The following is a 25,791-nucleotide window of genomic DNA, read 5'->3' as shown; positions in this document are numbered from 1 at the left end:
CCCCCCACCCCGCCCCCCCCCAGCCCGCCCCACCCTCCCAGGCCGGCAGCCATCAGCGCCGTCACGAGCAGCGCGGCCGGGCCCCCCGGCACCCAGCCTGTGGCCAGCGCCGCCAGCTCGGCGGCGAGCAGCGCGGCGCCGGCGAGCGCGAGCAGGCTGACCGGCACACCGGGCAGCACCGCGCGGCCGAACCGGCGCACTGTCGTGCGCGCCGACGGCCAACTGCCGGTACGCGTCCAGTCGTGCACCGCCGCGCTGGCCGTGCCCGCCGCCGCGGCGGCGGTGAGCAGGGGCACCGCCGCGAGGGTCAGCAGGATGCCCAGCAGTGCCAGGTCGGCGGCGTCGCGAGCGACGTCGCGCCAGTCCCGCCGCCCGCCGGGGTCCGGAGGTTCAGCCCTTGATGCCACTGGTGTTGATCCCCTCGACGAGCATCCGCTGGAACGCGACGAAGAACAGGAAGACCGGCAGCAGCGACAGCACCGACATGGCGAACATCGGGCCGACCGCGCTCTGGCTGGTCGAGTCGATGAACAGCGTCAGCGCGACCGGAACTGTGTAGTCCTCCAGTTGGGACAGGAAGACCAACTGGCGGAAGAAGTCGTTCCAGGTCCAGATGAACGAGAAGATCGCCGTGGTGACCAGCGCCGGGCGGCTCAGCGGCAGGATGATGTGCCGGAAGATGCCGAACGGACCGGCGCCGTCGATGCGGGCCGCCTCGTCCAGCTCCCGGGGGACGCCCCGCATGAACTGCACCATGAGGAAGACGAAGAACGCCTCGGTGGCCAGGAACTGCGGAATGAGCAGCGGCAGGTACGGCCAGTCACCGCCGACCAGCCCGAGCGTGCGGAACAGGATGTACTGCGGAACGATCAGCACGTGCTGGGGCAGCAGCAGCGTGCCGATCATGACGGCGAACCACATGCCGCGCAGCCGGAACCGCAGCCGGGCGAAGGCGTACGCGGCCAGCAGGCAGGAGAGCCCGTTGCCGATGACGGTGAGCAGGCTGACCATGGCGCTGTTGAGGAAGAACCGGCCGAAGCTGACGTCGAAGTTGGACCACCCGGCGGTGTAGTTGCCCGGGGTGAAACGCTCGGGCAGCAGCCCGACGTTGTTGACGATCTCCTCCTGGGACTTCAGCGAGGTGCCCACCATCCAGATCAGCGGGTAGAGCACCACGGCGACGATCGCCACCAGGATCAGCAGCCGCAGCACGGGCCGTCCGCCGGGTCGTCGACGCGCGTTCGGCGGCGCTGCGGTCGTCGGGGTCACCGTCACCATCACCGGTCCTCGCCGTCGGAGTAGTGCACCCAGAACCGTCCGGTGCTGAAGAAGATCGCGGTGATGACCGCGATGGCGAGCAGGAACACCCAGGCCATCGCCGAGGCGTAGCCCATGTTGAGGTCGGTGAAGCCGGTGATGTAGAGGTTCAGCGTGTACATGAGGGTGGAGTCGACCGGGCCGCCGGTGCCGTTGCTGAGCACGAACGCGGCGGTGAAGCCCTGGAAGCCGTTGATGGTCTCCAACACCAGGTTGAAGAAGATGACCGGGGAGAGCATCGGCAGGGTGACGTTGCGGAACTGGCGGAAACGGCCGGCCCCGTCGACCGACGCGGCCTCGTACAGCTCGGTGGGCACCTGCTTGAGCCCGGCCAGGAAGATCACCATCGGTGCGCCGAACTGCCAGATGGCCAGCACCATCAGTGTTTCGAGGGCCCAGTCGGGGTCGTTGACCCACGGTTTGCCGGTGATGCCGAAGAGGCTCAGCAGCGAGTTGAACGCGCCGTCGCGGTTGAACATGTTGACCCAGACGATGGCCAGCGCGACGCTGCCGCCGAGCAGGGACGGCAGGTAGAACAGCCCGCGAAACAGCCCGACGCCGCGCCAGGCACGGTTGAGCAGCAGCGCCACGCCGAGCGCCGCGGCCAGCTTCAGCGGTACGGCGATCAGCGCGAAGGTCAGGGTGACCCGCACCGCGTGCCAGTACGACGGGTCGGCGGTGAACATCCGTTCGTAGTTGGCCAGCCCCACCCACTCCACCTCGGAGAAGGGGGTGAGGATGTCGTAGTTGGTGAAGCTCAAATAGAGCGACAGCAGCATGGGGATCGCCGTGACACCCATCAGGCCGATGAGCCACGGCGACAGGAAGACGTACCCCGCCAGACCTTCGCTGTGCCGGAAGCGTCCGGGCCCACGCCACTGCGCGTGGGCCCGGTCGGATCCGGGGCCGCGTCGGGTCGGGTCGGGTGCCGTGGTCAACGCCACGAACAGCTCCTCTCCTCGCCTCGCGGCGCGGTCAGGCGATGGCGGACTTGCACGCCTCGATGAACTGGGCGGCGGCCTCGGCGGGGGTGGCCCGGCCGTACTGCGCGTTCTCGGCGGCCTTGATCAGCTCGGACTTCACCTTGCTGTGGCCCTTGATGGGCACCTGCGGTGACTTGCCGAACTTCTGGGTCAGCTCCGCCTCGACGGCGATGGACTGCTTCATGGCGGGGTCGGTGGTGTCGTCGCTGACCACGCGGCGCAGGTCCAGGTTGGACGGCAGACCGCGGTCGGTGCCGAGCAGCTTGACCGCCTCCTGGTCGTTGTTCAGGAAGTTGATCACGTCGACCGCGACGTCCTTGTTCTTGCTGCCCTTGAACACCGACCAGTACATCGAGGCACGGGCCCACTGCGCGCTCGGATCACCGGGGTAGGCGATCACGCCCAGCTCGTCCTTGGTGTTCTTCTTCAGGTCCGGCATCTGGTTGGCCCAGACCCAGGAGGTCGCCGACTTGCCGGTGACCACCAGCTGCTTGGTGACGTCGCTGGAGTTGCCCTCGTGGATGACGTCGGCGCTCGGGGTGGCCTTGCGGTCCCGGGCGCCCTTCCACAGGTCGAACCACTTGGTCACGTCCTCGGCGGCGAAGCCCAGCTCCTTGCCCTGGTAGAGGTCCTTGCCCTGTTGGCGCAGCCAGACCCAGAACGCCTTGTAGTCGGCGCTCGGGTCCTGCGTGCCGGGCACCTTGGTCTTGGCGGTGACCTGCTCGGCCCAGGCGATGTGCTCCTCCCACGACATTCCGGTGGTCGGCTCGGGCAGGTTGTTAGTGGTCAACAGCGTCTTGTTGTAGACCAGGCCCTGGGTGTTCTCCCCGGCGGCCAGACCGGCGAGCTTGCCGTCGACCACGCCGTACTGCCAGAGGCTCTCGGGGAACTTGGAGGTGTCCAGCTTCCCGGACTCCTGGTACGAGGTCAGGTCGAGCGTGGTGTTGCGGGCCGCGTACTCGGCGAGGTAGTTGTCGTCGATCTGGAACAGGTCCGGCGGGTTGCCGCCGGCGGTGAGGGTGGCCAGCTTGTCGAAGTAGCCCTGGTTGGCCTGCCAGGTCTTCTCGAACGTCACGTTCGGATGCTTCTTGGTGTAGAGAGCCAGGGCGTCCTCGGTCAGTTTGGCCCGGGCATCGCCGCCCCACCAGAAGATGGAGAGCTTGACCGGCGCGTTCGGGTCGGCGGCGCCGCCGTCGTCGTCTCCGCAGGCGGCGGCGCCGAACATCAGCGGTGCGGCGACTGTCACGGCGAGCAGGCCACGTAGCAGGCGCCGCCGGGGCAGAGGGGTACGGTGGGCGCGCCCGACGGGCGCGTCAGTGGTGGGGGGCGTTGCGGGGTGCATGTGCGCTCACTCCTCGGCATTAGGAGGCGACGGCGTCACCGGTGGCAGCAGTCGGGATGCCCGGGCCCGCAGGGCAATGCGGGCCCGGGCCACGTGGTGCGGCCAGGGGACGTGCCGGTCGGGCGTACGGGCCCGGGCCGGTCGAGTCGCGGATGACCAGGTCGGTCTGGAGCATTACCTGTGCGGTGGTACGACGGACGCCGAGCGCCGTGCCGGCACCGGACCCCCGCGCACCGCGCGGTGACTCGATGTCCTGTTGCAGCAGCATGTCGACGGCCGTCCGGCCGGCGGCCCCGGTGGGTGTGGCCACCGTCGTCAGTTTGGGGCGGGTCAGCCGACTCAGGGTGATGTCGTCGACCCCGACGACGCTCACCTCCTGCGGCACCCGGACCCCGAGCGCGTCCAGCCCTTCGATGAGGCCGATCGCCATCAGGTCGTTGTAGGCGAGCACTGCCGACACGCCACTGCGTCGCACCTGCTCGGCGACGGCGGAGCCGCCGACCTCGGTGGGCGCGTTGGGGCCGAGCATGGTCAACTCCGCGCCACCGGCTCGGGCGGCCGCCCCGGCGGCACGGCGCATCTCCCGGTTGGTCCACGAACTGCGCGGGCCACCGAGCAGGGCGATGCTGCGGTGCCCCAGGCCGACCAGGTGCTCGATCGCCGAGCGGGCGCCCTGCCCGACGTCCATGAGCACGCAGGGCAGGCCGGTCACCTGGCGGTTCACCACGACCAGTGGCACCTCGCGGCTGAGCTGCTCGATCAGGCTGTTGCTCATCCGAGGGCTGCACAGCAGCACCCCGTCCACCTGCTTGGCCAGCGCGTGGACCAACTCTTCCTCGGCGGTCGGGTCCTCGTTGGTGTCGGCCACGAAGACGTGGTAGTCGCGGTGCCGGGCCTGACTCTCCGCCGCCTTGATCAGCGGCGGGAAGAACGGGTTCGCGATATCCGCGATGATCAGCCCGATGTTGTGCGTCCTCCCGGTGATCAGGGCCCGGGCGGCGCGGTTGGGCCGATAGCCCAGATCCTCCGCGCAGGCCAGCACCCGGACCCGGGTCTCGGGGTTGACCAGGTGTGGAGCGGAGAAGGTGCGCGACACGGTGGAGATGTGCACACCGGACGCCCGGGCGACGTCCCGGATGGTGACTGGCACGGCGGCCCCTTCGTCCGATGTGGTGGCGGTCACGCAGGTGTGGCCCATTAATGCAAACGGTTGCGCCAGTGTCAACGGTCAATGATTACGGCTTCGTTGCACCCACACTCCCCTTGGTGACCTGTGGCCTCTCAAACGCTGACAAATGACGCCGATCCCGCTGTCGTCGTTGACGCGAACGGATCGATCGTGATTACTTCATTGCAAACCTTTGCAGCACCACGGGAGGCGACCGCATGTCACCGAGAGCCGCCGGGCGAGCCCGGTACGCCGTCGTGGGCACCGGCGCGCGGGCCGAGATGTTCGTCCGGGCGCTGGTGCTCGACCACGCCGACACCACCGAGCTGGTCGCCTTCGCCGACGTCAACCAGGCCCGGATGGACGCCCACAACCGCTGGCTGGGCGAGTTGGGCCACCGCCCGGTGCCCACGTACCCGGCCGGCGACTTCAAGGCAATGCTGGACTCCGAGCGCGTCGACGTCGTCCTGGTCACCAGCGTGGACGTCACCCACGACGAGTACGTGGTGGCCGCGCTGCGCGCCGGCCGGGAGGTCGTCACCGAGAAACCGATGACAGTGGACGTGGCCCGCTGCCGGCGGATCCTGGACACTGTCACCGAGACCGGTGGGCGGGTGACTGTCGCCTTCAACTACCGCTACAACCCGCTGCACGAACAGGTTCGCCGGCTGCTCGCCGAGGGCGCGGTCGGCGAGATCGGCTCGGTGCACTTCGAGTGGTTGCTCGACGTCCGCCACGGCGCCGACTACTTCCGCCGCTGGCACCGCGACAAGGCCACCTCCGGCGGGCTGATGGTGCACAAGGCCAGCCACCACTTCGACCTGGTCAACTGGTGGCTGGCCGCCACGCCCGTCGAGGTGTACGCCGCCGGCCGACTCTTCTTCTACGGCGAGGACGGTCACCGGCACGGTTACGCCCGCGACTACGACCGGGCACACGGCTCCCCCGCCGCCGCCGACGACCCGTTCGCACTGCGGCTGGACGCGCACCCCCGGCTGCGCGAGCTGTACCTCGACGCCGAGGCCGAGGACGGCTACCAGCGCGACCGCAACGTCTTCGCCCCCGGGGTGAGCATCGAGGACGACATGGCGGTGCTGGCCCGCTACTCCACCGGCGCCACCATGACCTACCACCTCACCGCGTACGCGCCCTGGGAGGGCTACCGGGTGATGGTCAACGGCAGCCGCGGCCGACTGGAGCTGGACGTGGCAGAGAACGACTTCGTCGACCGGGGCACCGCCGGCGCGGTCAAGGGCGCCGCCCTGCACGGCGCCGAGGCGCCGGCCGAGGGCGGTGGTGCGACGCTTACCCTGCGCCCGTTCTGGGCCCCGCCCCGGCAGATCCCGGTGGAGGGTCGTAGTCGGCACGGGCACGGCGGCGCGGACGCCCGGATGACCGGGGTGCTCCTCGGCGGTCAACCCGACCCGTTGGGCCGCGCCGCGACCGCCGACGACGGCGCGTTGGCACTGCTCACCGGTCTGGCCGCCAACCGGTCCTTCGAGACCGGCCAACCCGTCCGCGTCGCCGACCTGCTCACCCCCCGCTGACACAGGAGACGAGGAGCCCCACTCCGTGCCCACGTTCGACCACACCGACCTGCTCCTGCCGCCCGAGCCGGGCCTGCGCGCGCTGGCCCGGGAGCTGTACGCCCTGGCGGCGGAGCAGCCCATCATCTCGCCGCACGGGCACGTCGACCCGGCCCTGCTCGCCGAGGACCGCCCCTTCCCGGACCCGGCGCAGTTGCTCATCGTGCCCGACCACTACCTGACCCGGATGCTGCTCAGTCAGGGCGTACCCCCGTCGGATCTGGGGGTGCCCACCCGCGACGGCAGCCCGGTGGAGACCGACGGCCGGGTGATCTGGCGACGCTTCGCCGCGCACTGGCACCTGTTCCGGGGCACCCCGTCGCGACTCTGGCTGGAGCAGACCTTCCGCACCGTGTTCGGGGTGCACACCCCGCTTCGCCCGAACACCGCCGACGCCCTCTACGACGAGATCGCAGCCCGGCTCGCCGAGCCGGACTTCCGGCCCCGGGCGCTGTTCGAGCGGTTCAACATCGAGGTCCTCGCCACCACCGAGTCGCCGTTGGACGACCTCGCGCAGCACGCCAAGCTCGCCGCCGACGGGTGGGGTGGGCCGGGCGGCCGGGTGGTCACCACGTTCCGCCCGGACGACGTGGTGGACATGGAGTTCGAGGGCTGGTCGGCAAACGTGGACCGTCTCGGCGACCGGGCCGGTGAGGACACCGGCACGTACGCCGGCTACCTGGCGGCGCTGCGGGCCCGGCGCGCCGCGTTCATCGCCGCCGGCGCCACCTCCTCCGACCACGGCCACCCCACCGCGCGCACCCTGGACCTGACGCCGGCCGAGGCCGAGCGGCTGTACGACCGAGGCCGGCGCGGCGAGGCCGACGCCGTCGACGCGGAGGCGTTCCGGGCGCACATGCTCGTGGAGTTCGCCCGGATGTCGCTCGACGACGGCCTGGTCATGCAGCTGCACCCCGGCGCGGTGCGCAACCACAACCGGTGGTTGCACGCCCGGCACGGCCGCGACGTCGGCGGCGACATCCCGCAGGCCACCGAGTACGTGCACGCGCTCGCCCCGCTGCTGGAACGCTACGGCAACGACCCCCGGCTGCGACTGGTGCTCTACACCCTCGACGAGGACACCTTCACCCGCGAGTTGGCGCCCCTCGCGGGCGGGTACGCCGCGTTGCTGCTCGGCGCGCCCTGGTGGTTCCTGGACTCCCCGGAGGTGCTGCGACGGTTCCGGGAGACGGTGACCGAGAGCGCCGGCTTCTACAACACCACCGGGTTCGTCGACGACACCCGGGCGTTCTGTTCCATTCCGGTACGCCACGACGTGGCCCGCCGGGTGGACGCCGGCTTCCTGGCCCGGCTCGTCGCCGAGCACCGGCTACCGATGGACGAGGCCGCCGAGACCATCGTCGACCTGGCGTACCGGCTGCCCAAGCGGGTCTTCAACTTCGGAGGACAGGCTCAATGACCGTCACCATCACCTCCGTCGAGGTGCACGACGTGCGGTTCCCCACCGCCGCCCGGGGCGACGGCTCCGACGCGATCAACCGGGGTGACTACTCGGCGACGTACGTGGAGCTGGGCACCGACGCCGGCCCGACCGGCGCCGGGTTCACCTTCACCAACGGTCGCGGCAACGAGATCACCTGCGCGGCGGTGCGTGCCCTGGCCCACCACGTCCAGGGCCGCACCATCGAGGAAATCACGGCCGAGCCGGTGGCGTTCTGGCGCTCGCTCAGCGCCGACGTGCAGCTGCGCTGGCTGGGCCCGGAGAAGGGCGTCATCCACATGGCGACCGGCGCGCTGGTCAACGCGGTGTGGGACCTGCGGGCCACCCTGGCCGGCAAGCCGATGTGGCGTTTCCTCGCCGACCTGCCCACCGACGACCTCGTGGCCAGCGTCGACTTCAAGCACATCACCGACGCGCTCACCCCGGACGAGGCAGCCGCCATCCTCGACAAGGGACGCGACGGGTTGGCCGACCGGTTGGCCACGCTCGAACGTGACGGTTTTCCTTCGTACACCACCTCGGTCGGGTGGCTCGGCTACCCCGACGACAAGGTGCGGGCGCTGACCCGGCAGGCGTACGCCGACGGCTGGCGGGCGATGAAGATGAAGGTCGGCGGCCCGCTCGCCGACGATCTGCGGCGGGCCCGGATCATCCGGGAGGAGATCCGCCCGGACGCGCTGTTGATGATGGACGCCAACCAGGTCTGGGACGTCGACGAGGCGATCACCGCGATGGAGGCGCTGGCCGAGGTGGACCCGTACTGGATCGAGGAGCCCACCCACGCCGACGACATCCTCGGGCACGCCCGGATCGCCCGCGCGGTGACCGAGTTGACCGCCGGCCGCTGCCGGGTGGCCACCGGTGAGGTGGCCGCCAACCGGGTGATCTTCAAGCAGTTGCTCCAGGCCGAGGCGATCGGGGTGATGCAGGTCGACGCCTGCCGGGTCGGCGGCGTCAACGAGGTCCTGGCCGAGCTGCTGCTGGCGGCGAAGTTCGGCGTGCCGGTCTGCCCGCACGCCGGCGGCGTGGGCCTCTGCGAGTACGTCCAGCACCTGGCGATCTTCGACTACCTGCGGGTGGGCACCGGTCTGGACGGTCGGATGATCGAGTACGTCGACCATCTGCACGAACACTTCGTCGACCCGGTGCGGACCCGCGGTGGCCGCTACCTGCTGCCCGAACGGCCTGGTTACAGCGCCACCATGAAGTCCGCGTCGATCGCCGAGTTCCGCTTCCCGGACGGTCCGGCATGGCGGTGACCGTCGGGGCCTCCCGGCTCGGCATGGGCATGCTGCGCCGGCTGCCCGCCGACGCCCGCCCGCTGATCCGGCCGGGCACCGTGCCGACCGGCGTCGTACACCTGGGGTTGGGCGCGTTCCACCGCGCTCACCAGGCCGTCTTCACCGAGGCGGCGGTCGGCGCGGCCGGGGGTGACTGGGGCATCGTGGCCGTCGCGCCGCGCAGCACCGCAGTGGTGGAGGCGATCGCCGCGCAGGACAACCTGTTCAGCGTCAGCGCCCTCTCCGCGGCCGGCAGCTCCACCCGGGTGGTGGGCGCCCTCAGCGGTGTCCGGCACGCGCCCAGCGACCCGGACGCCGTGGTGGCGTTGCTCGCCGACCCGGCGATCCGCGTGGTGACCCTGACCGTCACCGAGAAGGCGTACCAACTCGACCCGGTCACCGGCCGGCTGTCCCCGGACTCGGCGCTCGCCGCGGACCTGGCCGGCGGCGCGGCGCCGACCACGGTGCCGGGGCTGCTGCTGCGCGGGCTGGCCGCCCGGGCCGCCGCGGACGCCGGGCCGGTGGCCCTCGTGAGCTGCGACAACCTGCCGGCCAACGGTCGACGACTGCGCGGCATGCTCGACCAGGCGGTCGGTCGGGCCGGCGGGGTGCCCGCCGGGCTGGTCGAGTGGGTGGCCGGCAACGTCACCTGCCCGGGCACCATGGTGGACCGGATCGTGCCGGCCAGCACCCCGGAGACGATCGAGGCGGCCCGGCTGGCGCTCGGCGTGACCGACCTGGCCGCGGTGGCCGCCGAGCCGTACGCGCAGTGGGTGATCGAGGACGACTTCCCCGGCGGTCGGCCCGGCTGGGAGTTCGCCGGGGCGGTGCTCACCGACGACGCCGGCCCGTGGGAGCGGTTGAAGCTGCGTGCCCTCAACGGGGTGCACTCCGCCATCGCGTACCTCGGAGCGTTGGCCGGTCGGGAGACGATCGCCGACGCGTTGGAGATCCCGCACCTGCGTGACGTGCTGCGCCGGCTGATCGCCGAGGACGTGGCGGCCAGCTTCACTCCACCGGACGGGGTGCTGGTGGTCGACTACGGCGAGCAGGCCCTCGCCCGGTTCGGTAACCCGGCGATCCACCACCGCACCCTCCAGGTGGCGATCGACGGCTCCCAGAAGCTTCCGCAGCGCGTCCTGCACACCATCGCCGACCTGCGCGCGACCGGGCGGTCCGCGCGCTGGGGCGCGCTGGTCGTGGCGTCCTGGTTGCGCTTCGCGCTGGGGTACGCCGACGACGGCCGGCCGTTGCCGTTCCAGGACCCACTGGCCGGGCCGATCCGGGCCGCGCTGGACGCCGGGGCGCAGAGCCCTGCGGGCGCTGTCGACGCGGTCTTCGGGCTGCGCGACGTCATCCCGATGGAGGTGGCCGAGGACGACGAGGTCCGCGCCGACGTGATCGCCTGGCTGACCGCCTTGGAGCGGCACGGCGTCGAGGCCACCCTGGCCGGTGCCCGGTGACCGGGTCCACCCGGACCGGTCGGCGGTGAGCGGGGCAACCCCACCGCCACGGGTGGCGGTGATCGGGGCGAACGGGCACGGTCGCTGGCACCGGCGGGTGATCGCGCCCCTGCACGCCGCCGGTCGGCTGCGGTTGGTCGCCCTGGTCGACGTCCGACCGGTGGAGGACGACCCGGCCGCACCGGTGCCGCCCGGGGTGGCGGTGTTCACCGACCACCGGGCGATGCTCGCCGCCACCCGACCGGAGGTGGTGGTGATCTGCACGCCGCCGCACACCCACCTGGCGATCGCCCGCGACGCCCTGGCCACCGGCGCGGACCTGCTGCTGGAGAAGCCGCCGGTGCTGTCGTTGGCCGAGCACGAGGAGTTGACCTGGGCCCTCACCGCCGCCGGTCGGGTGGCCCAGGTCGGCTTCCAGGCGCTCGGTTCGGCGGCCCTCACCGCGCTGACCGACGCGCTGGCCGCCGGCCGGTTGGGCACTGTCACCGGCATCTCCACCATCGCCGCCTGGCAACGGCCGGATGCCTACTACGCCCGCTCCCCCTGGGCCGGTCGACGGAGTGTGGACGGCCGGCCGGTGCTGGACGGCGCGCTGGTCAACCCGCTCGCGCACGCGGTCATGCAGTGCCTGGCGATCGCCGAGGCGCTCGCCGGGGCGACACCGTGGCCGGTGGCGATCGAGGTGGAGCGCTACCGGGTCCGACCGATCGAGGTGGAGGACACCGCAGTGCTGCGGGTCCGGTTCCGCGCCGGGCCGCCGGTGCTGGTGGCGGTGACCCTGGCCGCCGAGGAGTTCGTGGCGGGCGAGGTGGTGGTGACCGGTACGGCGGGGCAGGCGGTGCTGGAGTACCCGACCGACCGGCTGCGCCTGCCCGGGGACGTGGTGACCCGCCGGGTGCCGGGGCGGCTGGGGCTGCTGGAGAACCTGCTCGCCCACCGGGTCGACCCGGTGGGCGTGCCACTGATCGCACCGCTGGCCCGTACCGCGCCGTTCACGGCGCTGCTGGACGCGTTGCGGCCCGCGCCGGAGCCCCGGCTGCTCGACGGCGAACTGGTGACCACCCTCGGCGAGGGCGGGGAGCGGGTCCGCCACCTGCGGGGCGTCGTCGACGTGTTGCGCCGGGCCGCCGATCGGGGGGCGCTGCCGAGCGAACTGGGGGTGCCGTGGGCGTCCGGCGCGTACCGCGCCGAGCTGGCCGGATAGCGACAGGCACCACCTGGGACGGACCTCCACCACAAACGAATGGAGTGAGTCGATGCGCAGAATCCTCGGCGGCGCCACAGTGGTCGCCCTTCTCCTCGGCGCCACCCCGGCCGCCGCCGCTGCCCGCCCGGACGTCCCGTCCGCCGACCGGCTCTCCTGGTTGGCCGACCGCCTCGGCCGGCAGACGCTGCCCGAGCGGGACGGTTGGGCGGCCGACGGCCCCGGCACCACGGGCGGCTCGGCGGCCACCCCCGAACGGACCCGGGTGGTCCACGACCGGGCGGAGCTGGTCGCCGCGCTGGGCGGCGACAACGCCGGCAACGCCGCCGACGCCACGCCGAAGCTCATCTACGTCGAGGGCGCCGTCGACGGCTTCGAAGGCCCCGGCGGCACGCCGCTGAGCTGCGCCGACCTGGCCGACCCGGCCTACCGGTTGGACGCCTACCTGGCCGCGTACGACCCGGCGGTGTGGGGACGGGTGCCACCGAGCGGGCCGCTGGAGGAGGCTCGGGTGCGCTCGGTGGCCAACCAGACCCGGCAGACCCAGATCAACGTCGGGCCGAACACCACTATCGTCGGGCTGCGCGGCGCTCGACTGACCGGGCTCACCCTCATGATCGACCGGGCGTCGAACGTCATCGTGCGCAATCTGACCCTCGCCGACGCCCGCGACTGCTTCCCCGCCTGGTCGCCGACCGACGGTGAGGCCGGCAACTGGAACAGCCAGTACGACCAGATCTCGGTACGCCGCAGCGAGAACGTCTGGGTCGACCACAACACCTTCACCGACGGCGACAACCCGGACAGCGCCCAACCGGTGTACTTCGGTCGGCCGTACCAGGTGCACGACGGGTCGCTGGACGTCACACACACCGCCAGCCTGGTCACCGCCTCCTGGAACCGCTTCACGGGTCGGGACAAGCTGTTGTTGATCGGCTCGTCCAACACCGTCGGCCCGGACGTGGGCCGGCTGAATGTCACACTGCACCACAACCTTTTCGACGGCGTCCTGCAACGGCTGCCCCGGGTGCGTTTCGGTCAGGTCGACGTCTACAACAACCACTACCGACTCGGTGGGGAGGACTTCCAGTACGCGCTCGGCGTCGGTGTCCAGTCGGCGATCCACGCGCAGAGCAACTTCTTCACACTGGACGCGGCGGTCGAGCCGGCGGACCTGCTCTACGACTGGGGCGGCACCGCGGTGACCGAGCGAGGCTCCTGGGTCCGCCAGGGCGGCGGGGCGGCCCGACCGGTCGACCTGCTGGGGGCGTACAACGCGACGCATGACCCCGATCTGGCCGCGGACGCGGGCTGGACGCCGACCCTGCGCCGCGACCCCGTGCTGCCGGCGCCGTTGGTCCCCCTCCTGGTGGGCCTGCTCGCCGGCGCCGACCGGCTGCCCGTCTGACGGCTCGGCGCGCCCGCGACTCGCGGTCGGGTCGGCGACGTACGGGCTCATCGATGTGGTGAAGATCGGCTATAAGTGACGCATGGACTTCCCGCCGCACCTGGGCAGCATGCCGATGCACGCGATCACCGAGATCCACGGCGAACCGGGCCTGCTGGAACGTTTCCGGTTGGAGGTCCAGCAGTTCGACGACGCCGCCCGGGCGCGGTTGACCGCCGCGCTCGACCTCGCCGCCGAACTGCACCGCGACGATCGACGCGTCCGTGAGCCGTACCTGAACCACCTGCTGCGGGTGGCGATCAGGCTGATGCACCACTACCAGGTGCGGGACGTGGACGTGATCGTCGCCGGACTGCTGCACGACGCGGTGGAGGACCATCCGGTCGAGCTGGCCGACGGCGATCCGGGCGCCGACCCGACCGGGGCCGCGCTGGCCGCGCTCGCCGCGCGGTTCGGGCAACGGGTGGCCACCCTGGTCGCCGCTGTCACCAATCCGGTGTACGACCCCGACCGGGACCGCAACGCGCAGTACCGGGAGCATCTGGCGGTCAGCCTGGACCGGGAGCCCTGGGCCCGGGTGATCAAAGTGTCGGACTTCACCGACAACGGGGTGGGCGTAATCCACACGGTCGGGCCGAAGGTGATCTCGTCGGCCCGGAAGTACCGGCCGCTGGTGCCGCTGTTCCGGGACCTGATCGGCCGGCCGGACACCCCGTTGTCGCCTGCGGTGAAGCGGCACATCTTCGGCCAGCTGGACCTTGCCGAGGAGCGGTTCAGCGCCATCCTGGACCAGCCCGCCCCGAACTGACCCGGTCCCGGATCACCCGACCGGGTTCCGTGACAAGTTCTCGGATCTGTCAGGAAGCCTCGGGCATTACGGTTGGTTTGCGCCAGATGAGAGGAAATGCCCCTCTCGGTTCATCTTTCGGGCGTGTCACCAATCGAGAGGATTTGGACGATGCGCGAGCTTTCCCGTCGTGATCTGCTCAGGGCTACCGCCGTCGGCGCCGGAGCGGTCGCTATCCCGAGCGTGATCGCCGGCAGCTCGGCGGTCGCGGCCGACGGTCCCGGGTGGGCTTCCGACACGAAGTTCCCGCCGGCACAGCTGACCGGCCGGATCGTCCGCCCGCAGAGCCCCAACTACGCGGAGGCCAGCCTCGGCTGGGACGAGCTGTTCGTGCACTACCCGCTGGTCATCGTCTTCGCTCAGGAGACCCGGGACGTGGTCAACGCGCTCACCTGGGCGCGGCAGCACGACGTCGCGCTGCGGGTACGCAGTGGCCGGCACAACCTGGAGGGCTGGTCGAACGTCGACAACGGCATCGTGATCGACGTCAGCGAGCTGAAGGACGTCCACATCGACACCGCCACCCGCACGGCGAAGGTCGGCGCGGGGCTCACCCAGTCGGAGGCGGTGACCGCCCTCGGGGAGCACGACCTCGCGGCGACGACGGGCACGGAGGGGACCGTGGGCCTCTCCGGCGCCACCCTCGGCGGCGGCTTGGGCTTCCTCACCCGCTACCTCGGGATGGCCTGCGACAACCTGATCGGCGCGGAGATCGTCGTGGCGGCGGGCGCCGACGGGGCGAAGGTGCTCGAGGTGGACCCGTGGAACTACCCGGACCTGCTCTGGGCGCTGCGCGGGGCGGGCAACGGCAACTTCGGGATCGTCACCTCCCTGACCTACAAGGTCGCTCCGGTCACCAGCGTCGCGTACCTGCAGGTGACCTGGCCCGGTCTCGGCGACCTGCACGAGGTCTTCGACACCTGGCAGCGCGTCGCACCCTTCACCGACCCGCGTCTCGGCAGCCAGCTCGAGGTCCACCCGACCGAGATCCTGTTCTTCGCGGTGCTGGCGGACGGATCCGAGGCGGAGGCCAGGAAGCTGCTGGCGCCGATCCTGTCGATCGGCAACCCCACTGTCACGGTGCAGACCGGCAACTGGGGCGACGTCTACGCCGGCTTCCAGACCCCGAACGAGGACGACCCGGCGAAATGGAAGTTCTTCTCCCAGTTCACCCGCGAGCCGTTTCCGGAGAAGGCGGTCAGCATCGTCCGCGAGTTCATGGAGAAGGCGCCCTCGCCCGACAGCAACTTCTTCACCCAGGCCTTCGGCCGGGGGGCGCAACGGCAGGAGCCCTTTGGCGGCTCGGCGTTCCCGCACCGCGACGCGCTCTTCTACTCGGAGCCCGGCGCGGGCTGGGGCAAACGCGGCGAGCCCGACAGCGACGATGCCATCACCCCGATCGCCCAGACCTGGATCGCCGAGTTCAGCCAGGCGCTGCGGCCCTACGTGGACGGCGCCTACGTCAACGTGCCGAACATCGGCATGGCCGAGTGGGAGAAGGCCTACTGGGGGCGCAACTTCCCCCGGCTGCGCAAGATCAAGGCCAAGTACGACCCGCACAACGTCTTCCAGTACGAGCAGAGCATCCCGCCCGCGACGCACTGACCCGGACGACCGGCGGTGCGGGTGACACCGACCCGCACCGCCGGGCACCGCCACCGACGGCGGGTTCGATTCACCGGTCAGGACGGCGCGGCCTCGTCGAGGACGATGCGCAACGGGTGCGGGGCGCTGGTGGCGAGGTCGCCGAGCACGGCGAGCAGCAGACCGCGCTGATCGGAGCGCTCATCGACGAGCAGTTGGCCGGCGTCGGTGATCAGCACTGTGAGCGGGCCGGCGTCGAGCCGGTCCCGGAGCACGTCGGAGAGGGAGTCCCAGGTGTCCCCCAGGTACGCCGGCAGGGCCAGTACGGCGGCGAGCGCGGCGAACAAGTCGGCCCTGGTCCGCGTCATCGCTCCGGCCAGCACCACCGCGCCGGGCACGTCGAGGCCGCCGCCGTGGCGGACGATCAGCCAATCGGGCACCCGACCCGCGTGCTCGTCGACCATCACGTTCCTCCTGAATCTGTCCGGGGGCGACGACCCGCGGCGGGGCCGGCCGACCGCGGCCGGCCGGCCCCCAGGTCGGTCAGAGCCGGTAGAAGTCGGTGTAGTGGTTGGGCGAGAACCAGGTGACCCCGGTGCTGCGGTTCACCACGATCCGGTACGCGTCCCGGGCGGCGCCCTGGGTGCGCGGGTAGACGTCGTACTCGTAGTAGGTGGCGTTGGCGGGCAGTTGACCCTCGTAGTTGTAGAACCGGCCGCCGGCGAAGTTGGACTTCCCGCCGCTCCAGGAGTACCAGCCTCGGCTGGTCGGGAACGCCTTGGCGGACCAGCCCGAACGGGCGGTGCGGGCGTCCGCGCAGCGGCTCATGGTGCAGGAGCTGTAGACCGCCGCGAAGGCCGGGTCGGTCGACCGAGGGGAGACCACGGACGGGCCGACCAGCGCGGCGGCGACCATGGCGAGGAGCAGGGCGAGGGCGGTGGTACGCCGGCGGATCGCGCCGAGCGTGGCCAGCGGGGACACGAGGGTGGACACAGGCTGCCTCCAGACCATCCGATCCATCGATCCGCGTGATTGTCGGACCGGACCCAGTCTCACCGCTGCCGGTCGGCGGCAACACCCTTCGGCACCCCAACTGCTCCACAATGCTCGGTTAACCCCGGATGATCATCTGTCTCGGCGCGCCCGATCGGGAGCAGCGCGAGCATGCCGAGGCTGACCCAGACGTACGCGTTGGCACCCACGAACCCCCACGGTCCGTCCGAGCCGTTGGCGAAGACCCAGACCAGCCCACTGCACAGCACGACGTAGCCGGCGGCACCGGCACTCGCCCGACGGCGGGCCGTCGCGTCGACCGGCGGCCACGGCAGCGCGGACGCGGCGAGCACCACCAGCCCCGGTACCAGCCACACCAGGTGGTGCACCCAGGTGACCGGGCTGACCAGGCACGCGGCGACGCCGGTCAGCGCGAAGCCGGCCCGTTCGTCGCCGTCGCGCACGGCCCGGCGTGCCCGTACCGCCCACACCGCCAGCACGGCAACGACGAGCAGCAGCCACACCCGCCGGTCCGGGTGCGCCGGATCGAGCCGGGCGACCAGGCCGAGCAGCGACTGGTTCGACACGTACGCCAACTCACCGACCCGGTCCGTGTCCCACAACGCCTCGGCGAAGAACGTGTGGCTGGCCTGCGGCGCGAGCACCGCCGCGAGCACCGTGGCGCCGATGAGGGTGCCGCTGGCCGTGGCGGCGGCCCGCCACCGCCCGGTGACCAGCAGGTACCCGATGAAGATCGCCGGGGTGAGCTTGACGGCGGCGGCCAACCCCACCCCCACGCCGGCCAGCCGACTGCCCCGCTCCAACAACCACAGGTCCACGTAGACCAGCGCCACCAGCGACAGGTTGACCTGTCCGAAGCTGACCGTGTCCCGCACCGGGTTGAGCCCGGCCAGCAGACAGCAGGCCAACGCGAGCGCGTACCAACGGGTCCAGCCGTGCCGCCGGGCCAACGGGTCCACCAGCAGGTGCAGCAGGAACGCGACGGCCAACGCGGTCAGCAGCAGGTTCGCCACGATCGTCGGGTACCAGGCCAGCGCGGCCATCGGCGCCATGCTCACCGCGGCGAACGGTGGGTAGGTGAAGCCGTACCCGTTGCCGGTGGTCCACTCGTACAGGTCACCGCCGCGCACCCAGTGCCCGACCGCGCCGTGGTAGACACCGACGTCGAACCAACCCCGATGCCCGGGCAACACCGCGATCGCCACCGCGAGCACGGCGACCAGGCCGAAACCCGTCACCACCCGCCGCCGACCCGCGTTCATCGGGCAAGCTCCACAGGGGCGGGTGGCACCAGCAGGCGCAGCGAGCCGACCGCGAGCAACCCCACCAGCACCCCGGCGACGGCCAGCACCGCCTGCGCCACATCCGGTCCGAAGCCGCTGGGCAGCGCCACGAACGCGAGCACCACAGCGCCCAGCGCCGCCGCCGGCCGGGCCCGCCCGTGCGCCGCCGCCGCGAGCAGCACCAGACCCCACAGCGCGTACCAGGGCCGGGTCGCCGGGCCGAGCAGCGCCGCCGCCACCAACACCAACCCCAGCGCGTACGCCGGCCCGAGCCGTCGCCGATGCCACCACACCCCGACCGCCACGGCGAGTGCGGCGGCCACGCCCAGCGCCAGGCAGAACCGCATCGGGGCGTCGCCCAGGTGCAGACCGAACCGCCCGGCCGCGCGTGACGCCACCCGACCCAGCGCGCTGGAGATCGACCAACTGTGCCGGTACATCGGGGTGCCAAGCGCGCCGACCCACCCGTACCCGATGCCGGTGGCCCAGGTGACCACGGCGGTGGTGCCCACCACGAACCCGGCGGTGCGGGCCACCGAGGTCGGCAGTCCACGGTGGCGCGCGGCGAGCGACACGACCACCAGCAGCCCGACCACCGCCGGCACCTTGACCAGCGCGGCGAGGGTGACCAGCACGGTGGCCGCGCCGTAGCGATGCTCGAAGGCGAGGCTCAGCCCGGCCACCAGCAGCCCCAGCATCACCGCCTCGTTGTGCGCGCCAGCGATGAGGTGCAACGGTACGAGCGGGTTGAGCACGCCCAGCCAGAGCGCGGCGGCCGGATCGACGCCGCAGTGCCGGGCCAACCGGGGCAGGTACGCCACCAGCAGCGCCACCCCGGCCAGCGCCACCAGGCGCAGACCGAGCACGCCGAGCACCAGCTTGCCGCCGGTCACGCCACTGACAACCGCCGCCACCGCGAGGAACACCGGCCCGTACGGCGCGGGGGTCTGCTGCCACATCTGCGGCACCTCACCGGCCAACGCGCCGCCCAACCGGGCCACCCCGTGCCGGTACACGTCGACGTCGGCGAGGACCATCGCTCCCTGCGCCAGGTAGCTGTACGCGTCCCGGCTGAACAGCGGCGGCGCCGCCAGCAACGGCCCCGCCCAGCAGAGCAGGGTGAGCGCGGCGGAACGTCGGTCGACGACCTCGTCGGGGGCGTGCGGGTGCCGGCCCGCCCACCACCAGGCGGCCACGAGCAGGGTCAGGCCGGCGTACCCGCAGAGCAGACCCGGCCCCGCGAGCTGCCGCAACGCGCTCCACCAGGCGGCCTGCGCGCCGACCGGGAGCGCCCCGGCGGCCAGGCCGGCACCGGACAACACTGTGGCACCGACGCCTCCGAGCAGCCGGTACGCGACGACGGTCGGCAGTGTGCGCACCCGGGCAGGATGTCGTCCGCGGCTGACCGCCACACGACCCCCGGACGATCACCAGGCGACGGCGCGATGTCGGACCGGCTCGGCCGTCCCACCGTCGACGACCCATGGTCTGGTTCGTGTCGGTATGCGGTCTGCTCGCTGACGGCGTGGCGGCGGGCATATCGGTCACCGGTTGTTAGCGTGAAACGCGGATCCGTGACCGTGGAGGGGTGCCATGACGGACGCCCCCGACGGGAGGCCGAGGCCCGCGGACCAGTGGCGACACCGGGGCGTACGAGGGTTGACCATCGCCCGCGACGCCGGTGTGCGCGGCTGGCGGTGGTGGGCGCGTAGCTGGGATCGGCTGGTCGCCGCGCTCCAGGACGAGGCGCCCGTCGGTTCCGCTGCCGCGCCGTCGCCGCCCGGTCCACTCGTCGAGCAACGCGACGCACCCCGGCTGATCGCGGTCCCCGCACGCGGGTACGTGTACTCGTTCTACATCCGCGCCACGTTCGCCTGGTCGTCACCGGCGAGTCTGCGGTCCGAGGTGCTGAGCTGGTACGTGCAGTACTTCCAACCGAACGCGATCCAGCGGCTGACCCGGCTGGCCGCCGACGCCGCCCGGGACCTGCCCCCGCACCGGGCCGGAGACCTGGAGGTGGCGTTGCAGCGGGCGCTCGCCGAGGATCCCCTGTGGCACTACCAACGGGGCGACATCACGCTCACCTGCCGCCCCGACGCCGCCGTACGACTCGACGAACGGATCATGCCGGCGCTCCAGCCGCACGTCGACCGCCTGGTCAAGTTGGAATTCCAGTTCGACGAGCAGATCCGAAAGGCCCGGTACGCCGAGGAGCTCAGCCGCCAGTGGGCGACGATCCTGAATGACCACGCGGACGACCACGAGCTGGCCGACGCCCGCGGCCACATGCTCACCGCGCAACGAGAAGCCGCCCGATGGATCGCCGAACTCCTCCACCGCCACAGCGAGCACCCACCAGAGTCGGCACCCACGCCCAGAGTCCCCCCACAACAGACCCACCCCACCCCCGTCCCGCCAACCCCCGAGTAGCTCCCCCGCCCCTCTCCCCCATGATCAAGTGATGAAAAGTAGGTGCGGGGGGCCGGTGGGACCTACTTCTCAGCACATGATCATGAAGTGGTGCGGTGGGCGAGAATGGCCAGAGTCTCTTGGCGGACCTGAACCGCGTCCGCGGTGAGGCGACGGTGGGTGAAGCGGACGACGAGGATGCCGATGGTGGCGAGCAGGGCGTCGCGGCGGAGGTCGATCTCGCGTTTCGGCCGGGTCGCCGTGGCTGGTCGCGCCATCCAGTTCGATGTTGACCCGTTCCGCCTCGGCGAACATGTCGAGGTAGATCGTCCGGGCGCCGACCCGTACCCGCGCCTGCCGGGTGAACCTCGGCATTCCCGGGCCGGTGAAGACGTGATCGTGGCCCCAGATCTCCAACGGGCTGCGGCACCCGGCGGCGAGCCGGTCCAGCAAACCCCTCAGTGCCCCACGGTCGGGCATCCGGGGTACCTCGGCAAGGGCGGCGGCCAAACGCCGCGGCGTGGTCATCCGATCGTTGACCGCACGGATGAGCAGGCTTGATCGGTCGACCGGCGACAACAGCGGCCAAGAGTCCACCAGGGTCCGGTCCAGCCGGGTGACCGGCAATCCTCCCCGAATCACCACCTGCGGCGGCGCGACCACGAAGCCGGAGCGACGTCGTACCAGGAGATGCGGCCGATCACGCAGGCCTGAGCCCTGTGGCACGTCGAGATAGACCGCCTCCTCTGGTGACTGGCGGCGCAGTCCCCACACGTCAAGGGCGGTCAGGCGACTCAGCGCCCCGCGCCCGTCGACGTACGCCAGCACAGCGCGTCGGGCGACGTCCCGCTCGACCCGGGCCAGCGTCGGCAGGTCGGAGTTGGCGCGACGGATCAGCGCCGCGTCGCCGTAGACCCCGGGCAGCAGTTGTATCAGCCGGTTCGCCCGCCGGGCGGTCTGGATCGTCCAGGCCGGGACCGCCCGCAGTATGTCCCGTCGAGCGACCAGCCCATTGCCGCACACGAGCAGAGCATGCAACCTCGGGTCCACCGCCCCACCCTGCCCCGGCGTACGGCCGAGTACTGCCCGCGTGACGGCCGCTGTGGACAGCGAATGCACCTGTGGACCGCCGCCCGAGGCACCTTCGATTGTGGTATGCGGAGCCGTGGTGCCTCGCCTGGCTCGGGCCAGAGCGGCGACGGCGAGTCGTTTCGGCGAGGCGGCACTCACCTGGAGACCGGCAAGCGCCTGTCCGAGTCGTTGGGCCGCGACCGACGCCCGAACAGGAGTCGAACCAGTACTGGAGCAGCCACGGCAGTCGGTCTTCGCCCCTGAGCCAGGATTCGACGTTGACGTCCAGAATGCCGACTGACACTGGGACAGCCTGGTCGGTGCGTTCTTCCTGGGTCTAACCGCCGAAGCTCAGCGCCTGCCGCAGATCCACGTCCAGGCTCTCGTTGTACTGCGGATCGGGCTCAGCCCCGGCGGCGCTGAGGACGGTGCTGAAGAAACATCGGGCGCCAACGGCGAGGATCACGCGGAAGATTTCCGTGTCATCGAGACCGTGACCGCGCAGGCCCGCGACGTCGGCTTCGGTGACGGAGCTTGCATCGGCCGCGACCTTTCCGGCGAAGTTGACGACTGCGACCTCCTGCGCGGAGAGAACAGGGCTGCCGTGGTCCGACGCGATGGCGGCGACGGTCGGCGCGTCGAAGAACTTGTCGCGTAGGACCTTTCCATGCGCCAAGCCGCAGTAGGAGGATTTCAGGGCCCGAGCTGCGGCGAGGGTCGCCAACTCGTAGCGGCGCAGCTCCATCCCGGTCTTCACCGAACCGTTGAGCTGCTGCCACGCCAGGTACACAGCCGGGCTGTGGGCGAACAACCTGGTGTAGTTGGGCAGGTAGCCCATCGCCTTCGTGTCCGTGTCGAACATCCGCTCGGTGTCAGGCGACTGCTCTGCCTGCTGCAGGAAACTCATCCGGCTCCTCCCCATGCTTGACCCGGACGGTACGGCGTTGGGACTGCGGACGCTGTCAGGAAAACGGCCGTGCACGGGGGCCCGACACTCGACGATCGTCAGGTGAGGGGTTTTCCTCACACCCGATCCACACCGGACCGCGGACCCGCTGGGAGCCTCGGTTGTCGAACCACCGGCACGGCCGAGCTGTGCCCACTGCCGGTAGCCCTCGAGGTGCCGCCAGGTGACCGCCCGCCAATCCAGTTCACCAGGAGAGCCGACGAGCAGAAATGCCGTGGCGCCCGAACCCACGCGCCACCGTTCCTAGCGTGTGACCTGGCATCCGGCACGAGGCGCCTCCCCGGTCGACGAAGCCTCGGTCTCGCGCCCGCACCGACGGATCAGCTGGGCAGCGGATGACCGCCGCCGGTCTGGTCGATCCGGCGGCGGCCAATCGGGCCCGAGAGCACCCGTCCAAGCAGGTGCGTGCGCTAGGAGCTGAAGGTCCAGAGGAAGTAGAAGCCGGGGGCGTTGGGGCCGTACTGGCGGTACTCGCAGTAGTACCGGCTCCACAGGCCGGTCCGAACACCCTCACTGCCATAGCTGTTGCAGAACTGACCGTCGGAGTAGACGTTGCGCAGCGTGCCGCCCGGCGGATCCGCCGCAGCCGGAGTGGCGCTGACCCCGACCAATCCGCCCAGTGCCAGCGCTACCGCCGTCACCAGGGTCGCCCATCTGCGTCCGCGCATGGAGCCTCCTCATCACCGTCCACGGTGCATGGCGGCTCCGCGTCGAGCCGAGACCGGGACATCGAAGTTCGTGAAAGTAAAGGCTTGCATGGGCGCGTACGGTTCGGCTCCCGACAACGGGCGGCGCTACCGCGACGATCCGCCAGCGATCTCCGTCGAATGGGCATCCGCCGTGAGGTGGCCAGCCCTACCCCGCCGGCTACCCAGGCAGGTTGACGCCGCACGAGGTGCGGACCCGCGAGTTCGCCGCGTGCCGGCGCGGCGCCGACCCCAATGAGGTACGCGAATTCCAGGCCCGGGTGTCGGATGAACTGGCCATGCTCAACGAGACGGTACGGCTGCTCAGCCGGGAGTACGACCGGATCAAGCGGGCGCTGCGTGACTGGCAGACGATGCACGCGGAAGTGCCCGCCACCGCAGCAGCACCACCACAATTTCGGCCACTGGTGACCGCGCGTCCCTCCCCCGGCGACCTGCTCGTCATCGACGGCCGAGCCTCGGTGCAGTTCGCCAGGGATCATGCCCTGACCTTCCGCGTCGTCTCAGTCTGCGACCGACCGACGCACGAGGGCTGGGTCTGGTTGACCGGCTAGGTCCTCAACCGCCGCGGCATCGCGACAGCCACACGTGAGGTCTACGTCCAACTAGCCGGCCTAGCGGCGTCCGGGCAACCGAATCAACCCGAGCCTCGCTTAGCGCGGGCAGTACTGGATCAAGCCGCCTTGTAGACGGTGTCGAGGTGCCATTCGAGGAAATCAGCACGCGGCCGGTCGCGGCGTCGTTCTGGCAAAGCGATCTGTTCGCCCGCCTTCGCATAGAACTGGTCACCGTTGCCGAACTCGCTGCGAAGCCGCGGACTGACCAGTAGGCGGTGCTTCGGATCGACGCCCAGGTAGCCACGGTCGAAGAGGATGTGCACGTCGGACTTGAGCAACAGGCCGTTGTCCAGCCGATGCTCGCCCCCCAGCGGGAGCGGGCGGATGTGCGCGGCCTGCAGCACGGGCTGGACCCTGTTGCCGGTGATCGCGCAACGTCGGCCGTAGGCTCCCAGGACCACCGCCTTGAATGACTGCTGCCCGAGCCGTTGGGGCACCAGTCGCGGGTCTCCGTAGACGGGTCCGGGACGATGCCAGGGCCCGCTCAGGTCAACCGCCGCCGTCGTCCCGATCAGACGGTGGATCAGCAGGTCGAAGTACGACGCCGAACCGGCGTCGGCCAGGTTGTAGGTCTTGCCCTGCACGATATTTGACGCGAACTCTGGCGGTGGATCGACGGTCGATTCGTCGGGGAAGAAGGTCACGTCCCGGACGAAGATGCAGCCGATGATCGGATCTTCCCCTGCACCGATCGCCTGCTTGCGGTAGCGCCCGACACTGCGGCGCATCTCGTCGATACTCGAAGCTCCATTGGCCTCGCCGAAGAGCTCCCACGCCTCGGAGATCCGTAGCTGCGTGAAGCCGCTGAAGAAGCCGCCACCCACCACCCGGTTCAGCGGAAAGTGTGCCTTGAACAGGAAGGGCTCGCCTGGAGTGAGAGCCCGAAATGTACCGCCGGAGGGCCGCCAGAAGTTGACCTCGTTCAGCGCGGGACGCTCCGCAAGGAAGCGGTACCACCTCTCGTCAGTCACCCCCACGAAGGCCTTCACAACGAACAGTGTTGATCAAAGAGGATTTAAACGCCACCACCTGAACGGTCACCTGTGCGCGCGTCGCGGCGGCCGCTGTCCTCAGAGACATTCAATCGCGCGAGCGAGGTGGCGAGGATCGTGCCGACCAGGACGCCGAGGAGCGCTGCAAGCAGCATCAGAAGCGTGCCCACGAGGCCGTGGCTGTCAGCACGGTCAAGCCCCGCCAGCCTTTGCCCCGACGTTCTGCGTCAGTGCGATCCGCCTCCCGCGATGGACCCCAGCGCTGGTCTCCCCGTCCAGGCCCACATTTCCAGCGCATCCCGGTCGACGAGCGTGATGTTGAGCTGTCGGGCTATCTGAATACCGTCGCCCGCAGTGAAGAAGCTGTTAGTCACGAGCATGCAGATCTCGCCACCGTGGATGTCTCGGCAGGTGCCGGCGAACCGCTGGATCGCGGCACTTCCGACCCGGTTGTCAGGGCTCTGCCGCTTGCACTGCACCACGACGCGTCGGCCGTCGGAAGCGACCGCCAGGACGTCCGCTCCCCGGTCGCCGGAGCCACCGCACACCGTCACGTTCCGAAACCCGGATGCGACCAGGATCCGGGCGAACCACTGCTCGAACTCGGGTCCGCTCATCGTGTCGGTCACCGCGATCAGCCTGTCCCGCTGGGCCTGGTCGGCCCGCTCGCGGGCACGCTGCTTCGACACGACAAGACCCACCGCGGCCGCCGCCATTACGACGAGGCTCACCAGGAGGGCGGACCAGTATGGGTGCCGCTGCACGAAGTCGATGACCATGCGGAGGAGCAGGAAAACGACGACGGCACACAGCGCCAGAACCCAGCCGTTGGCAGATCTGCCGCCACCGGCCACGCGGCGGGCCGTCGATCTGCGCCGAACGCTGCCCCTGCGCCGCCTTCGGTAGTGCGCCCGAACCCGCGCGCCACCCTTCCTGGTGTGGGACCTGACATACGGCACGAGGCACCTCCCCGGTCGAGGAAGCCTCAGTGTCGCGGTAGCGTGCGACAAACCCCCTGCACGGCCGTCGATGGTGTCCGGTACCCGTCAGTCGGCATCAGCCGACGTCCCACATGGGAGCGCCCGCA

Annotated in this window: 24 protein-coding genes and 1 pseudogene; 10 read left to right on the top strand and 15 right to left on the bottom strand. The window is 70.9% G+C overall.

Annotated elements, in window-relative coordinates; translation table 11 throughout:
- The 5 genes and pseudogenes from KBX08_RS09180 to KBX08_RS09160 all read right to left on the bottom strand — a co-directional run.
- Positions 1-407 (bottom strand): annotated as a pseudogene (locus KBX08_RS09180) (hypothetical protein); the annotation flags it as partial.
- A complete protein-coding gene (locus KBX08_RS09175; protein ID WP_247669105.1) occupies positions 391-1,278 on the bottom strand; it encodes a carbohydrate ABC transporter permease in 888 nt (295 codons plus the stop codon). The gene KBX08_RS09175 and the pseudogene KBX08_RS09180, both read right to left, overlap by 17 nt.
- On the bottom strand, positions 1,278-2,261 hold the full coding sequence (locus tag KBX08_RS09170; RefSeq protein WP_210782375.1) for a carbohydrate ABC transporter permease: 984 nt from the start codon (positions 2,259-2,261) through the stop codon (positions 1,278-1,280). Before KBX08_RS09170 ends, KBX08_RS09175 begins: the two co-directional genes overlap by 1 nt.
- Positions 2,262-2,292: 31 nt before the next feature.
- A complete protein-coding gene (locus KBX08_RS09165; protein WP_210782370.1) occupies positions 2,293-3,642 on the bottom strand; it encodes an ABC transporter substrate-binding protein in 1,350 nt (449 codons plus the stop codon).
- Between the two features lie 19 nt (positions 3,643-3,661).
- A complete protein-coding gene (locus tag KBX08_RS09160; protein ID WP_112603211.1) occupies positions 3,662-4,792 on the bottom strand; it encodes a LacI family DNA-binding transcriptional regulator in 1,131 nt (376 codons plus the stop codon).
- A 236-nt stretch (positions 4,793-5,028) separates the two neighbouring features.
- On the opposite strand from KBX08_RS09160, the gene KBX08_RS09155 reads away from it, so the two are divergent.
- The 8 genes from KBX08_RS09155 (at position 5,029) to KBX08_RS09120 (ending at position 15,665) form a co-directional block, all read left to right on the top strand.
- Positions 5,029-6,357 (top strand): Gfo/Idh/MocA family protein, encoded by a 1,329-nt coding sequence (locus KBX08_RS09155; RefSeq protein WP_210782368.1) that lies wholly within the window; start codon positions 5,029-5,031, stop codon positions 6,355-6,357.
- A gap of 25 nt (positions 6,358-6,382) precedes the next feature.
- A complete protein-coding gene (uxaC, locus tag KBX08_RS09150) occupies positions 6,383-7,816 on the top strand; it encodes a glucuronate isomerase (protein ID WP_210782366.1) in 1,434 nt (477 codons plus the stop codon).
- On the top strand, positions 7,813-9,117 hold the full coding sequence (locus tag KBX08_RS09145) for an enolase C-terminal domain-like protein (protein ID WP_210782364.1): 1,305 nt from the start codon (positions 7,813-7,815) through the stop codon (positions 9,115-9,117). Before uxaC ends, KBX08_RS09145 begins: the two co-directional genes overlap by 4 nt.
- Positions 9,108-10,601, top strand: a complete 1,494-nt coding sequence (locus KBX08_RS09140; RefSeq protein ID WP_210782362.1) for a mannitol dehydrogenase family protein — start codon at positions 9,108-9,110, stop codon at positions 10,599-10,601. Before KBX08_RS09145 ends, KBX08_RS09140 begins: the two co-directional genes overlap by 10 nt.
- A complete protein-coding gene (locus KBX08_RS09135; protein ID WP_238688790.1) occupies positions 10,591-11,805 on the top strand; it encodes a Gfo/Idh/MocA family protein in 1,215 nt (404 codons plus the stop codon). The genes KBX08_RS09140 and KBX08_RS09135 overlap by 11 nt, the downstream gene beginning before the upstream one ends.
- Before the next feature lie 52 nt (positions 11,806-11,857).
- Positions 11,858-13,213, top strand: coding sequence for a polysaccharide lyase family 1 protein (locus KBX08_RS09130; protein WP_210782360.1), 1,356 nt, complete (start codon positions 11,858-11,860; stop codon positions 13,211-13,213).
- Positions 13,214-13,295: 82 nt separating this feature from the next.
- Positions 13,296-14,021, top strand: coding sequence for an HD domain-containing protein (locus KBX08_RS09125; protein ID WP_210782359.1), 726 nt, complete (start codon positions 13,296-13,298; stop codon positions 14,019-14,021).
- Between the two features lie 150 nt (positions 14,022-14,171).
- Complete coding sequence (locus KBX08_RS09120; RefSeq protein WP_210782357.1) at positions 14,172-15,665, top strand: FAD-binding oxidoreductase; 1,494 nt, start codon at positions 14,172-14,174, stop codon at positions 15,663-15,665.
- Positions 15,666-15,742: 77 nt separating this feature from the next.
- Here the strand turns inward: KBX08_RS09120 and KBX08_RS09115 are convergent, their stop codons facing one another.
- From KBX08_RS09115 to mptB, 4 genes are all read right to left on the bottom strand, one after another.
- Entirely contained in the window at positions 15,743-16,108 is a 366-nt protein-coding gene (locus KBX08_RS09115; RefSeq protein WP_210782355.1) for a barstar family protein, read from the bottom strand.
- Between the two features lie 79 nt (positions 16,109-16,187).
- Positions 16,188-16,655: a ribonuclease domain-containing protein gene (locus KBX08_RS09110; protein WP_247669103.1), complete on the bottom strand. Its 468-nt coding sequence runs from the start codon at positions 16,653-16,655 to the stop codon at positions 16,188-16,190.
- A gap of 41 nt (positions 16,656-16,696) precedes the next feature.
- Positions 16,697-17,920 carry a glycosyltransferase 87 family protein gene (locus tag KBX08_RS09105; protein ID WP_210782353.1) on the bottom strand — a complete coding sequence of 408 codons (1,224 nt, stop codon included), beginning with the start codon at positions 17,918-17,920 and terminating at the stop codon, positions 16,697-16,699.
- Complete coding sequence (mptB, locus tag KBX08_RS09100; protein WP_210782351.1) at positions 17,917-19,320, bottom strand: polyprenol phosphomannose-dependent alpha 1,6 mannosyltransferase MptB; 1,404 nt, start codon at positions 19,318-19,320, stop codon at positions 17,917-17,919. The genes KBX08_RS09105 and mptB overlap by 4 nt, the downstream gene beginning before the upstream one ends.
- Before the next feature lie 214 nt (positions 19,321-19,534).
- On the opposite strand from mptB, the gene KBX08_RS09095 reads away from it, so the two are divergent.
- On the top strand, positions 19,535-20,371 hold the full coding sequence (locus KBX08_RS09095; RefSeq protein WP_210782349.1) for a hypothetical protein: 837 nt from the start codon (positions 19,535-19,537) through the stop codon (positions 20,369-20,371).
- A 69-nt stretch (positions 20,372-20,440) separates the two neighbouring features.
- On the opposite strand, the gene KBX08_RS09090 is transcribed toward KBX08_RS09095, so the two are convergent.
- The 3 genes from KBX08_RS09090 to KBX08_RS09080 all read right to left on the bottom strand — a co-directional run bounded on the left by KBX08_RS09090 (position 20,441) and on the right by KBX08_RS09080 (position 23,056).
- Positions 20,441-21,400: a hypothetical protein gene (locus KBX08_RS09090; protein ID WP_210782347.1), complete on the bottom strand. Its 960-nt coding sequence runs from the start codon at positions 21,398-21,400 to the stop codon at positions 20,441-20,443.
- A gap of 358 nt (positions 21,401-21,758) precedes the next feature.
- Entirely contained in the window at positions 21,759-22,328 is a 570-nt protein-coding gene (locus tag KBX08_RS09085; protein WP_247669102.1) for a carboxymuconolactone decarboxylase family protein, read from the bottom strand.
- Between the two features lie 470 nt (positions 22,329-22,798).
- Positions 22,799-23,056, bottom strand: coding sequence for a hypothetical protein (locus tag KBX08_RS09080; RefSeq protein WP_210782345.1), 258 nt, complete (start codon positions 23,054-23,056; stop codon positions 22,799-22,801).
- 212 nt (positions 23,057-23,268) lie between these two features.
- On the opposite strand from KBX08_RS09080, the gene KBX08_RS34865 reads away from it, so the two are divergent.
- Positions 23,269-23,649, top strand: coding sequence for a hypothetical protein (locus tag KBX08_RS34865; RefSeq protein ID WP_374101933.1), 381 nt, complete (start codon positions 23,269-23,271; stop codon positions 23,647-23,649).
- A 119-nt stretch (positions 23,650-23,768) separates the two neighbouring features.
- Here the strand turns inward: KBX08_RS34865 and KBX08_RS09065 are convergent, their stop codons facing one another.
- Genes KBX08_RS09065 through KBX08_RS09055 form a run of 3 tightly spaced genes read right to left on the bottom strand, consistent with a single transcriptional unit; the run spans position 23,769 to position 25,483 of the window.
- On the bottom strand, positions 23,769-24,701 hold the full coding sequence (locus KBX08_RS09065) for an HNH endonuclease (protein ID WP_210782343.1): 933 nt from the start codon (positions 24,699-24,701) through the stop codon (positions 23,769-23,771).
- A gap of 26 nt (positions 24,702-24,727) precedes the next feature.
- Positions 24,728-24,874: a hypothetical protein gene (locus KBX08_RS09060; protein ID WP_210782341.1), complete on the bottom strand. Its 147-nt coding sequence runs from the start codon at positions 24,872-24,874 to the stop codon at positions 24,728-24,730.
- Between the two features lie 57 nt (positions 24,875-24,931).
- A complete protein-coding gene (locus KBX08_RS09055; RefSeq protein WP_210782339.1) occupies positions 24,932-25,483 on the bottom strand; it encodes a restriction endonuclease in 552 nt (183 codons plus the stop codon).
- Positions 25,484-25,791 lie beyond the last annotated feature (308 nt).

Source organism: Micromonospora sp. H61 (assembly GCF_018070325.1).
Classification (GTDB): Bacteria; Actinomycetota; Actinomycetes; order Mycobacteriales; family Micromonosporaceae; genus Micromonospora; species Micromonospora salmantinae.
The sequence above is the reverse complement of the archived record's forward strand: the minus strand, read 5'-3'. Positions and strand labels throughout refer to the sequence as shown.